The following is a 13182-nucleotide window of genomic DNA, read 5'->3' as shown; positions in this document are numbered from 1 at the left end:
GCCGGGTAGCTATGTTCGGAATAGATAACCGCTGAAAGCATCTAAGCGGGAAACTAGCCTCAAGATGAGATCTCACTGGGACCTTGAGTCCCCTGAAGGGCCGTCGAAGACTACGACGTTGATAGGTGGGGTGTGTAAGTGCTGTGAGGCATTGAGCTAACCCATACTAATTGCCCGTGAGGCTTGACCTTATAACACCCAAGCAATTTGCCGCTTTGAAAAGAGTGAAGCAGATTGATGTGTGTGAAGACGACACAACCGAAAATTTGCAAGACCCACAGATCTATCACCTACCCATTTGGCTGACGTGCACGCCCCGCAAGGGACAAGCACTTCGGCACCCGAATTTCTTGACGACCATAGAGCATTGGAACCACCTGATCCCATCCCGAACACAGTAGAGAAACGATGCATCGCAGATGGTAGTGTGGGGTTTCCCCATGTGAGAGTAGGTCATCGTCAAGATTAACTTCCAGAACCCCTGATCGCTTACGCGTTCAGGGGTTTTGTTTGTCCGTAAGAAAAACAGCTGAACGGGCAAACCACATTGATTCCAGCGATCTAACGTCCTTTCAGCATATCGACCACGCCAATCTGGCAATCCTGCCCGCATGCCCTTATGGTTCGGCCATTGGTTATTCAATTAATGAGCCGTCTGTAAGCGACACCACCGACGGTATCAGTCAAGGAAGCAGCTATGCCGGTTACACAGACGCTCAGTGCTGGATTCATGGTGGTTCATGGCAACCGACTGGACGAATTGCGCAGTCTCGTCGTTTCCTGGATGCGTCGCTATCCACTGGCCCCGCTGGAGAATGAAATTGCTTTGGTGCAAAGCAATGGCATTGCCCAGTGGTTGAAGCTGGCGTTAGCGCAAGACCCTCAAGATGATGACCTTGGTGGTTGCGGCATTTCAGCTGCGATAGACGTGCAACTGCCCGGCAGTTTCATGTGGCAGCTGTATCGCGTTGTGCTGGGCCGCGACCAAATCCCGCCGGCCTCGCTGTTGGACAAGGCTCCCCTGACCTGGCGTCTGATGCGACTGCTTCCTTCGTTGATTGATCAGCCGCATTTCGAGCCTCTGCAGCGCTTTCTTACCGCTGATACCGATCTGCGCAAGCGCTATCAATTGTCTGAGCGCTTGGCGGACCTGTTCGACCAGTATCAGGTCTATCGCGCGGACTGGCTGGAAGACTGGGCCGCAGGCCGCCACCAATTGCGTAATGGTCGAGGGGAGGCCAAGGCGCTGACTGCCGCCAATTGCTGGCAAGCCGAATTGTGGCGTGCGCTGTTGCTCGATGTGGGTGAAGAAGGCATGGGACAGAGCCGCGCTGGCGTTCATCAGCGTTTTATCGAGCGCATCAACGCCTTGACCGAAGCACCTGCAGGATTACCGTCGCGAGTCATTGTCTTCGGTATTTCATCATTGCCCGCGCAAGCGCTTGAAGCACTGGCCGGTCTGGCAAAGTTCAGCCAGGTGCTGCTTTGCGTTCATAACCCTTGCCGCCATCATTGGGCAGACATCGTTGCGGACAAGGATTTGTTGCGACACCAGTACAAACGTCAAGCCCGCAAGACCGGAATGCCCGTTGTGTTAGACCCTGAGGCGCTGCATCAACATGCACATCCGCTGCTTGCCGCCTGGGGCAAACAAGGTCGGGACTACATCAATTTACTGGACAGCTACGACGACCCAAACAGCTACCGCGCCGCGTTCAGAGACGGCCGTATCGACTTATTCAGCGAAAGCGACCCCCATACTGTCCTGAGCCAACTTCAGGACGACATACTGGAGCTACGGCCGCTCAACGAAACCCGCGAACTGTGGCCCGCTGTCGATCCGGCGAACGATCGCTCGATCCGCTTCCACATCGCCCATAGTGCCCAGCGTGAAGTCGAGATTCTCCACGACCAATTGCTCGCTCGTTTCAGCAAAGACCCCGATCTGCGACCGCGGGACGTCATTGTCATGGTCCCGGACATCGATAGCTACGCCCCCCATATTCGCGCAGTGTTTGGTCAGCTCGAGCGCGATGATCGGCGTTTCATCCCCTTTACCCTCGCGGACCAGGGCCAGCGAGGCCGTGAGCCGTTGCTCATCGCCGTCGAACATTTGCTGAAAATTCCCGACAGCCGTTTTCCGGTAAGCGAAATTCTCGACTTGCTCGATGTGCCAGCCTTGCGTGCACGCTTTGGCGTCAAAGAGCGTGATCTGACCACCTTGCATCGTTGGATCGAAGGCGCCGGTGTACGTTGGGGGCTCAATGCCCGGCAACGCGCTGGCCTCGGTTTGCCGGATGAACTGGAACAAAACAGTTGGCATTTTGGCCTGCGCAGAATGCTCCTGGGTTACGCCGTCGGTGCCGGTACTGCCTTTGATGGCATCGAACCCTATGACGAGATTGGAGGGCTCGACGCCGCGCTGATCGGTCCGCTGGTTTCGTTGATTGATGCCCTGCAGGTTGCACACAGCGAACTCTCCCTGCCGGCGACCCCGCAAGTGTGGGGCATGCGCATGCAAGCCATGGTGCAGTTATTTTTCGAGGCGGACAGCGAGCATGATGATTACCTGCTGGGCCAGCTTGAGCAATTGCGTGAAACCTGGCTGGAAACCTGCGAGGCGGTTGGCTTGCAGGACGAGCTGCCACTGACTGTTGTCCGCGAAGCCTGGTTAGCCGGTCTCGACCAGGGGCGTTTGTCACAGCGATTTCTAGCGGGTTCGGTAAACTTCTGCACGTTAATGCCGATGCGCGCGATTCCGTTCAAGCTGGTGTGTTTACTCGGCATGAATGACGGCGATTACCCCCGCGCGCAACCGCCGCTGGATTTCGACCTGATGGGTAGCGATTACCGTCCGGGTGATCGTTCTCGTCGCGAAGATGACCGTTATTTGCTTCTGGAAGCCGTGCTATCTGCCCGTGATCAGCTTTATATCAGCTGGGTCGGTCGCAGCATTCGCGATAACAGCGAACGCCCAGCATCAGTGCTGATCGGTCAACTACGCGACCACCTCGCTAGCGGCTGGAAGCTACAAAATGCTGTCCTGCCAGAGGACGAAAAAAAGCGCGATCCCGGCCAGCAGCTGCTACACAAACTCACCCTTGAGCATCCTTTACAGCCGTTCAGTCGTGAGTACTTTCACCAAGGCACCGAATTTTTTAGCTTCGCCCGGGAATGGCAAGTGCTTCACGAGCCTCAATCCGACGTCAGCGAAATCCTACCGTTGTCCGAGCACCAGCAAGACGAACCACTGAGCCTCGCGCAACTTCAGGATTTTTTACGTAACCCGGTGCGCCACTTCTTCAGTCAGCGATTGAAGATCTATTTCGAAGTGGCCGAAGCGCCCCTCGCTGACGAAGAACCCTTCGTGCTCGACGCGCTAGAACGCTATGGCCTCAGCGAAAGTTTGCTCAACGCCGGGTTGACCCAGCCCGAGCAGATAAGCGAGGCCCTAAGCGCCCAAGCCCGTCGATTGCAAGGCAGCGGTTTATTACCCATGGCCGGTTTCGGCACCAGCTTGCAAGAAGAGTTGATTGAGCCACTGCCCGGCCTGCTGCAGCGTTATCAAGACCTGCTTGTAAGATGGCCAGAACCGCTGGCCAGTGCGCTGCCAGTCAGCTTCGCCCATGAAAAAATAAGCCTGGATGGCTGGCTTAGCGCGTTGCACCGGAACAGCAAAGGTGAATTTTTGGCCGTGACGGCAATTCCCAATTCCATTGGGTCCGAGAAAACCCGCAAGTGGCATCGGCTGACGCGGCCGTGGGTGGTGCATGTAGTCGCATGCGCCTGCGGTCTGCCCCTCAGCACTGCGCTAGTGGCCAGCGACGAAACGTTGCTGTTAGCCCCATTGGAGAAACACGCGGCGATTAAAATTCTCACTCATCTGCTGATGGCCTGGCAAACCGGTATGCAACGCCCATTGCCGGTTGCCGTTAAAACCGCTTTCGCCTGGCTTGGCCAAAGCGATGCCAGTAAAGCTGAGGTCGCAGCCTGCAAAGCATACGAAGGTGATGGCGTGAAAACCAACGGCGAACGCCGGGAAAGTACCGCGCTCGCCCGTCAGTTTCCGGATTTTCACGCACTCACCGACAGCGAAGAATTTGTCGGCTGGTGTGATGCGTTGTATCGACCGATCTACGAAGCTGCCTGGCAATCCCTGTCCATTGAGGGGGGCAACCCATGAGCGCTGATCAACTACAAAAACCCACAGGCTCCCTGGCCCTGCGCTTCCCGTTGCATGGCAGCCAACTGATTGAAGCCAGTGCGGGCACCGGCAAGACGTTCACCATTTCCGCGCTGTACCTGCGGCTGGTGCTCGGTCATGGCGGTGAGTCAGGTTTCGGCCGTGAATTATTACCGCCACAAATCCTCGTAGTAACGTTTACCGACGCGGCGACCAAAGAGCTACGCGACCGCATCCGTACACGGTTGGCGGAAGCTGCCCGTTACTTCCGCGACGAAATTGCTTCGCCGGATGCGTTGATCTCCGAGCTTCGCGATCAGTTCACGCCTGAGCAATGGTCCGCCTGCGCCAGCCGTCTGGATATCGCCGCGCAGTGGATGGACGAAGCCGCGGTTTCAACCATCCACAGCTGGTGTCAGCGCATGCTGCGTGAGCATGCATTCGACAGCGGCAGCCTGTTCACCCAGACCCTGGAAACCGACCACAGCGAATTGCTCAGCGAAGTCCTGCGCGATTATTGGCGGCGTTTCTGCTACCCGATGTCAGGCTATGCGTTGAAGTGGGTTCGCGAACATTGGAGCAGTCCCGCAGCGCTGCTGCCTCGGGTCCGAGCCTTGTTCGGCACAGACCGAAGCATCGCCACCCAAGAGCCCGCGCAACTGATCGAAGCCTCTCTGGAGGAGCGCCGAGAAGCACTGCGTATTTTAAAATTCCCATGGAGCAATTGGGCTGCAGAGCTGCACATCATTTGCCTGGACGGTGTCGCCTGCAAGCTGGTCGATGGCCGCAAAATGCAGGAGCGCTATTTCCGCCCGTGGTTCGAAAAGCTCATCGCCTGGGCGGCTGACGAGGATCAGGAAGACTTGGACCTCGGCACCGGCTTCACTCGCCTTACGCCCGATGGCTTTGCCGAAGCCTGGAAGGGCCAGGCGCCGTCGCACCCTGCGCTGGAAGCCATGTTGGTCCTCAAGGCCAGTCTCGACACATTGCCGACACCTGATGCAGCGGTGCTTGAACATGCCGCGCAGTGGGTGGGCGAGCGTTTCGAAGAAGAGAAACGTCGCCGCGCCGAAATGGGTTTCGATGACATGCTGCTTCGGCTGGACGCCGCACTGCGCAGTGCTGGCGGTGAGCGTTTGGCGACCCTGATTCGCGAACAGTTTCCGGTGGCGCTGATCGATGAATTTCAAGACACCGACCCAGTGCAGTACCGCATTTTCGATAGCATTTACCGCCTTGAAGAGAACAGTCAAGACACCGGATTGTTCCTGATCGGTGACCCGAAACAGGCGATCTACGCCTTCCGTGGGGCCGACATCTATACCTACCTGAGCGCGCGCGCTGCCACCGAAGGCCGCTGGCACACCCTGGGTACAAACTTCCGCTCCAGTCACGCCATGGTCGACGCGGTCAATCATGTGTTCGATCGGGCTGAGCAACGTCCTGCCGGGCGCGGTGCATTTCTGTTCCGCAACAGCAAAGGTAATTCGGTCCCGTTCCTTCCAGCGGCAGCCCAAGGACGCAAGGAGCAATTCACCGTTGAAGGCCAAACCATTGCGGCGCTGAATGTGTGGCACCTGCAAAGCGAGCAGCCGGTGTCTGGCGCAGTCTATCGTCAGCAGTTGGCCGCCACCTGTGCCAGCGAGATAGCGCGTTTGCTCAACCAGGGCCAGCAAGGCCTCGCTGGCTTTGCCAGGCAAGGGGAAATCTTGCGGGGTGTGCTGCCGGCTGACATTGCGATTCTGGTGCGTGACGGCCAGGAGGCGCAGGCGGTACGTGGCGAGTTATCCGCCCGTGGTGTGCGCAGCGTGTATCTGTCGGATAAAGATTCGGTGTTCGCCGCGCAAGAAGCTCACGACCTGCTGGCCTGGCTCAAGGCCTGCGCCGAACCGGACTCCGAACGCACCCTGCGCGGGGCATTGGCCTGCATTACGTTGAACCTGTCGCTGGCCGAGCTGGAGCGTTTGAATCAAGACGAACTGGCCTGGGAGGCGCGGGTCATGCAGTTTCGTGGTTATCGTCAGATCTGGCGCAGCCAAGGCGTGCTGCCGATGTTGCGGCGCCTGCTGCATGACTTCCAGTTGCCCCAGGCGCTGGTCAGCCGCAACGACGGCGAGCGTATCCTGACTAATTTGCTGCACCTGTCTGAATTGATGCAACAAGCCGCTGCGGAACTGGACGGCGAGCAAGCGTTGATCCGCCATCTTGGCGAGCATTTGGCGTTATCGGGCCAGGCTGGCGAGGAGCAAATCCTGCGGCTTGAAAGCGACGAACAGTTGGTCAAAGTTGTGACCATTCACAAGTCCAAGGGACTGCAATATCCGTTGGTATTCCTGCCCTTCATCTGTTCATCGAAACCAGTGGATGGCAGCCGACTGCCGTTGCACTTCCACGATGAGGAAGGCAAAGCGCAGATTAGCCTCAAACCCACGGCAGCCCTGATCGAACAAGCCGACAACGAGCGCCTGGCCGAAGACTTACGTCTGCTCTACGTTGCCCTCACCCGGGCGGAATCCGTCTGCTGGTTGGGCGTGGCAGACCTCAAGCGTGGCAACAACGGCAGTTCGGTGCTGAACAATTCTGCCCTGGGTTATTTGCTGGGTGGCGGCGCGCCGTTGGCTGAATCCGCCGCCCTCGCCATCTGGCTGCGAGACTTGGGGGAAGGTTGCCCGGCGGTGAATGTAATGCCTATGCCGGTGGCCACCGCCGAGATCTTCAGCGCGCCGCACAACAACGCGATATTGCTCAAGCCGCGCCAGCCAAAACGTCGCGCCGCTGAGAACTGGTGGATTGCTTCCTACAGCGCCTTACGCATCGGCGACACCATTACCGATGGCGATCAATCCCCAGACAGCCCGCAAGCGCAAAAGCTGTTCGACGACGAACGACTCGACCCAGACGCCCCTCGCGAGGTGCTGGTGAGCGGCGGCGATATCCATCGTTTCCCACGCGGCCCAAACCCTGGGACTTTCCTCCATGGACTGCTGGAGTGGGCCGGTGCAGAACGGTTTTCTGCGGTCGCAGCGGATCCGGTCACGCTCGAAAAGGCCGTCGGCAGTCGTTGTAATCGCCGTGGATGGGAGGGCTGGATTCCTACGTTGACCGATTGGCTGCACCATCTGTTGAACATGCCGCTGCGTTTGGCGGCAGGCGATCAGCCGGTGTCCTTGAGTGCCCTCGATCAACCAAACCAGTACCGGATCGAAATGGAATTCTGGTTCGCCTGTCACAAGGTCGATGTGGCGCAAATGGATGCTTTGGTTCGTCGCTACACCCACCACGGCGCGCCTAGAGCGGCGGCGGAAACGGTCTCGCTGAATGGCATGTTCAAGGGTTTTATCGACCTGACGTTCGAGCACCAGGGGCGTTACTACGTGGCCGACTACAAATCCAACTGGCTGGGGGCTGACGACGATGCCTACACCGAACACGCCATGATTGCCTCGATTCTGGAAAACCGTTACGACCTGCAATACGTGCTGTATTTGTTGGCCTTGCATCGCCAGCTCAAGGCGCGCCTGGCTGATTACGATTACGACAAACACATGGGCGGCGCGGTGTATGTGTTCCTGCGCGGCAGCCGCGCGGCCAGTCAGGGACTTTATTTCACCCGTCCGCCCCGTGAGCTGATCGAAGGCCTAGACCAACTGTTTCAAGGCAACAGAACGCCTCAGGAAGATGCACTGTCAGGAGAACCCGCATGAGTCGCTCATTCGCCGAACTGTTGCCCACTCCACTGGACGCGCACAGCCTGTCCGCGCTGGCTCCGCTAAGTAAGGTCGACGATCTGCTGTTGCTGCTGGAGCGCTGGGTCGAACGCGGCTGGTTGCGTGCCCTTGATCGTGCCTTCGTCGCGTTTCTCAGCGAGCTGGACCCCCACGCCGATTCGTTGGTATTGCTCGCGGCGGCCTTGACCAGTCACCAATTGGGTCATGGGCATGTATGCCTTGACCTGTATGAAACCCTGAAGGAACCGGATTTTGCGCTGTCGCTTCCACCCGAAGGCGACGCGCAAGGCGGCCCAATGCTGTTGCCTTCGCAATTGCTAGAGGCTTTGGAGGGAAGCGCTTGGTGCCAGGCATTGGCCGCCAGTCCGTTAGTCGCGCTAGCCGATGATCACAGCGAAGGGGCTGCGCAAAAACCATTGGTGTTGTCGGACCGGCGTCTGTACCTGCGCCGCTATTGGAGCTACGAGCGGCGCATCGACAACGCGTTGCGTCAGCGTCTGGCGCAGCAGGAAGCGACGCCGGTGGACCTGGCACAGCGGCTCGATGGGTTATTCGGCGCGGCCAACCCGGCCCCGGACGCCTTGATCGACTGGCAGAAACTTGCCTGCGCGTTGGCGACTCGCGGCGCGTTCAGCATCATCACTGGCGGCCCCGGTACCGGTAAAACCACCACCGTTGTTCGTTTGTTGGCTTTGCTGCAGGCGCCTGCGGTAGAGAGTGGCTTGCCGTTGCGGATCCGTCTTGCTGCACCCACCGGTAAAGCGGCGGCGCGGCTTACCGAATCCATCAGCCATCAAGTGCAGTCTTTGGACGTGGCGGAAGAGGTTCGGCAGAAAATCCCCAGCGATGTCGCCACCGTGCACCGCTTGCTGGGCAGTCGGCCCGGTACCCGGCATTTTCGCCATCACGCCGGCAATTTACTACCGCTGGACGTGTTGGTGGTCGACGAAGCGTCGATGATCGACCTGGAGATGATGGCTAATCTGCTGGACGCACTGCCGCCCCACGCGCGCCTGATTTTGCTTGGCGACAAAGACCAACTGGCATCGGTAGAGGCCGGCGCGGTATTGGGTGATCTCTGCCGGGATGCAGAAGCCGGGCGGTACAGCCCGCAAACTCAGGCCTGGTTGCAAGCGGCCAGCGGCGAAGACTTGAACCGCAGTGGTTTGCAGCAGGGGGACGCCGCGCAATTTCCATTGGCGCAACAAGTGGTGATGCTGCGACATTCCCGGCGATTTGTGCAGGGCAGTGGTATTGGCCAATTGTCCCGATTGGTCAACCAGCAGCAGGCCGGTGATGCAAGGGCTTTGCTTGCTGCGCGCACGCACAAGGATCTGTTTGCGCTGGCATTGAAAGGCGAGCAGGACCACGGGTTTGAGCGCGTCCTGATCGACGGGCACAGCCAGGTTACTGAGGGACCACAAGGCTATCGGCACTATTTGAGCGTACTGGCTGACAGGCGACCGATTGCAGGCGCGGCGCTGGACGATCCTTGCTGGACGTCATGGGCGCGGGTGGTGCTGGATGCGTTCGACTCTTTCCAACTGTTGTGCGCCGTGCGCAAAGGACCCTGGGGCGTCGAAGGCCTGAACCATCGAATCACTCATGCGCTGTCTAGCGCGGGCCTGATCGAGAAAGACCAGCACTGGTATGAAGGCCGCCCGGTGTTAATGACACGCAACGATTACGGGTTGGGCTTAATGAACGGCGACATCGGTATCGCCCTGCGCTTGCCTGAGCGCGACGGGACCGACATTAGCCGCCGGGTATTGCGCGTCGCTTTTCCACGCAACGACGGCAGCGGCGGTGTGCGCTTTGTCCTGCCGAGTCGTCTGAATGACGTCGAAACCGTGTACGCCATGACGGTGCATAAATCCCAAGGCTCGGAATTCGCCCACACCGCGCTGATCTTGCCTGAGGTGCTCAACCCAGTGCTGACCAAGGAATTGATCTACACCGGCATCACCCGCGCAAAACATTGGTTCAGCCTCATCGAACCCCGCCCCGGCGTGTTTGAAGACGCCATCAAACGCAAGGTCAAACGCCTCAGCGGATTGATGTTGGGTTTATAAAAAGCTTACTCGGTTTCGGCCCCGCCGGGGCCGGGGTATAAGCGCTGGACTCGGGGTAATCCACAATCCAGGTGGAAGCTTGTTCGCGATTGCCACAACGCGGCCTATCAGGCAATCCGCGCTGCCTGCTTCCTGAGCACGTTCTGTCCCACCGAGATTTCGGCGAGGCGCCGGATTTATATCAATGGACCAACCCCATGAACTTGCGCACCCGGTCCCCGGCGTCATGGGCGCGGATCACTTGTGGCGCGGCGTCCACTTGGATATTGCCGTCTTCCATGAAAATCACCCGATCAGAAATCGACATCGCGAAATCCATTTCATGGGTGACGATAAGCATGGTCATGCCTTCTTTGGCCAAGTCGCGAATGACATTCAACACGTCGCCCACCAGCTCCGGATCAAGGGCCGAAGTGGGCTCGTCGAACAGCATAATCTGCGGGTCCATTGCCAATGCTCGGGCAATGGCGACGCGCTGCTGTTGACCCCCGGACAGTTGATGCGGGTACTTGTGTGCATGCGCCAGTAGACCGACCTTGTCCAGTAAAGCGCAGGAGCGCTGCTCACTCTCATCTCGCGGTTGGCCGTGGTAACGCGGCGCCATGGTGATGTTGTCGATGATGGTCCGGTGCGGGAACAAGTTGAAGCTCTGAAAGACCATACCGATCCGCTGCACGCCACGGCGGATTTGCGGACTGTTGGGATTATCGCCCGCATGAATAAAGTTTTCGCCGAACAGAATGATCTCGCCCTGATCAACGCTTTCCAGGCCGTTAATGGTTCGAATCAGCGACGTCTTGCCTGAGCCGGACGGGCCGATAATCGAAACCACCTGACCCGCACGAACGTCCAGATCAATACCCTTGAGCACGTCATGTTGGCCATAACTTTTATGGACGTTGTTCAACTGCAATGCAGGCGCTGCACCTGGCCCGACGTGTGAACGCATCAGCGAAGGCTGCGAAGTCAGTGTCGCTCGCAACCTGGTGAGCCCGGTTTCATCCAGCGCTCGCGGAGTGCGATTATTCATTTCCAAATACTGTTCAAGGCGTTGCAACAGCCAGCCGAACACCGTGACGATCAGCACGTAATACACCGCCACCGCCGACAGGGTTTCCATGACCAGAAAGTTCGTCGCGTACAGCCGCTGTCCGACCGTCAGGATCTCGGTCAACGAGATCACTGACACCAACGAGGTCAGTTTAACCACGGTGATGTATTCGTTGATCAGGGTTGGCAGGGAAATCCGAAAAGCCTGTGGGATCACGACCAATCGCTGCAAGCCAATCAGGCCGATGCCCAAGGCGCGACCTGCTTCTTTTTGGCCCTTGGCCACCGATATCAAACCGCCGCGATGGATCTCGGCCATGTACGCCGCTTCGGTCACGATCAGCGCGAACAGGCCGGAGTAAAACGGGTTCGACAACACTCCACGCGTAAACGGAAACAGCTGCGGCAAGTTGTAAACAAAGACCACCAGTACTAACAGCGGGACGCTACGGAAGAACCAGATATAAATCGACGCGGGTATGCGCAACCACCGGGAAGTCGATAGCTTGGCCGAAGCTAATAGAAACCCGAGCACCATGCCGATGAACCAGCCCAAGGCGCTGAGTTCGATAACGGTGACGCACGCTTCCCAAAAATCCGACACAGAAAACAAAGAAAAAAAGTAAGACCATTCGAATTGCATGCACACCTCAAGCTGCCGGCTTCGTGGGAAGCCGGCGGGTCAAACGGGGGGAAGAATCAGTTGGTCGGTTCTTCGAGGTTGTATTTTTTCAACAGAGCGGCGTATTCGCCAGATTTCTTGGTTTCATCAAACGCCGTTAGCAGAGCTTTATACAGCTCCTCGTTACCTTTTTTGACGAAGATGCCCAGGGTTTGCTGATAGATGGAATGTTCGGTGCTGACCACCACACGGCCTTTGGTATGTTCAGCGATCATGCCCGCCGCACCGTCGATTTCCACTTGAGCCTGAACGTTACCCGACAGCAACGCTTGGGTGACTTCCGGTGCGGAAGGGAATTCGCTGACAGCAATGGCGCCTTTGTTATTCGGGATACAGTAGTCAGTCGACAGTTTGTTGAATTGCGGTACCCAGGTGGTGCCCTTTTCCAGGCCCACTTTCAGACCGCAGAGGTCTTCCGGGACCTTCGGTTTAATCGCGCTGTCTTTAAGGACCATGATGGCTGCGCCGGTTTTGGCGTAAGCAATGGTTTGCGCTTGAGTCTGGCGTTCCGGGGTGATGTACATCCCGGAAATGATCGCGTCGTAATGCCCGGAGTTCAGGCCGAGGATCAGGCTAGGAAACTTGGTGTCGACGAAGTCCGTTTTGACGCCCATGTGCTTGCCCAGCAGCGTGGACAACTCTGGGTCCGAACCGACCACGTTCTTGTCTTTGTCGTACGACTCGAACGGCGGATAAGTAATCTCCATGCCCACCTTGAACTGTCCCGGTGTCACGGTAGTTGCCCCATGCGCCATCGTCGCGCCGAGGAGTGCGACGGCCAATACGGTCAAGCGAACTGCAGTGTTGTTCTTGTTGCGCATCGTCGGTGACTCCACAGTAGGAAAAGGGCTGCATTGAACAATTAAATCGTTTGCGAACTGCATCTACGGACCGTCCGGAGCCTGATTTTTCAAGTGCCCGAAACTCGACGGTTTTCGGGCTTTTTTCGGCAACGTAATCTCGCCGTTCTCCACCCGCTTGCGTAAGTACTGATAGGTCTGCAGCGCTTGGCCAAACATGTGTTCACCGATGGCGATTTCCTCATAATCTTTGCCGGCCTGCGCAAAGCTGGGCAGCGGCTTGATTTGGGTGTGGAAATCGCAGGCGTAGAACAATGGAAAGGAATACCGCTCCTGGCTCACTGTCCTGACCCGATGAGCCGTTGCAACGAACGTACCAGCGGTCATCACTTCAAGCATGTCGCCGATGTTGACGACGAAGGCGTCTTCCACGGGCGGCGCGTCGATCCATCGGCCCTGGTCGTTCATCACTTCAAGGCCCGGCTGATCGGCAAGCAATATGGTGAAGCACTCATAGTCAGTATGCGCACCAATACCGGGCGCGTCTTGGGCGGCACCGTCGAATGGATAATGGATCAAGCGTAATTTCGAGGGCGGCCGGGTGACCATCGCATCGAAATAGCCCTCTTCCAGGCCCAATGCGAGGGCGAAGCAGTCGAACAGCCGA

At 57.9% G+C, this 13182-nt stretch carries 6 protein-coding genes and 2 rRNA genes; 5 read left to right on the top strand and 3 right to left on the bottom strand.

From position 1 onward, the window contains the following. From JWR17_RS06830 to recD, 5 genes are all read left to right on the top strand, one after another. Positions 1-191 (top strand): 23S ribosomal RNA (locus tag JWR17_RS06830); the annotation flags it as partial. Positions 192-349: 158 nt separating this feature from the next. Further along, positions 350-465: ribosomal RNA gene (gene rrf / locus JWR17_RS06825) — 5S ribosomal RNA — on the top strand. A gap of 232 nt (positions 466-697) precedes the next feature. Further along, complete coding sequence (gene recC / locus JWR17_RS06820) at positions 698-4183, top strand: exodeoxyribonuclease V subunit gamma (RefSeq protein ID WP_299829604.1); 3486 nt, start codon at positions 698-700, stop codon at positions 4181-4183. Then, positions 4180-7887 (top strand): exodeoxyribonuclease V subunit beta, encoded by a 3708-nt coding sequence (recB, locus tag JWR17_RS06815; RefSeq protein WP_299829602.1) that lies wholly within the window; start codon positions 4180-4182, stop codon positions 7885-7887. The genes recC and recB overlap by 4 nt, the downstream gene beginning before the upstream one ends. Beyond that, the gene (recD, locus tag JWR17_RS06810) at positions 7884-9983 is read left to right on the top strand and encodes an exodeoxyribonuclease V subunit alpha (RefSeq protein WP_299829600.1); all 2100 of its coding nucleotides are present in this window, start codon (positions 7884-7886) and stop codon (positions 9981-9983) included. The genes recB and recD overlap by 4 nt, the downstream gene beginning before the upstream one ends. Before the next feature lie 181 nt (positions 9984-10164). Here the strand turns inward: recD and JWR17_RS06805 are convergent, their stop codons facing one another. From JWR17_RS06805 to JWR17_RS06795, 3 genes are all read right to left on the bottom strand, one after another. Beyond that, positions 10165-11676: an amino acid ABC transporter permease/ATP-binding protein gene (locus JWR17_RS06805; protein ID WP_299829598.1), complete on the bottom strand. Its 1512-nt coding sequence runs from the start codon at positions 11674-11676 to the stop codon at positions 10165-10167. Positions 11677-11732: 56 nt separating this feature from the next. After that, positions 11733-12536, bottom strand: a complete 804-nt coding sequence (locus JWR17_RS06800; protein ID WP_299829596.1) for an ABC transporter substrate-binding protein — start codon at positions 12534-12536, stop codon at positions 11733-11735. 63 nt (positions 12537-12599) lie between these two features. Further along, a partial coding sequence (locus JWR17_RS06795; protein WP_299829594.1) for a 2OG-Fe(II) oxygenase family protein occupies positions 12600-13182 on the bottom strand: 583 nt, incomplete at its 5' end.

The sequence above is a fragment of the Pseudomonas sp. genome (assembly GCF_028293835.1).
Classification (GTDB): Bacteria; Pseudomonadota; Gammaproteobacteria; order Pseudomonadales; family Pseudomonadaceae; genus Aquipseudomonas.
This window is presented reverse-complemented; position numbering and strand designations above follow the sequence as displayed.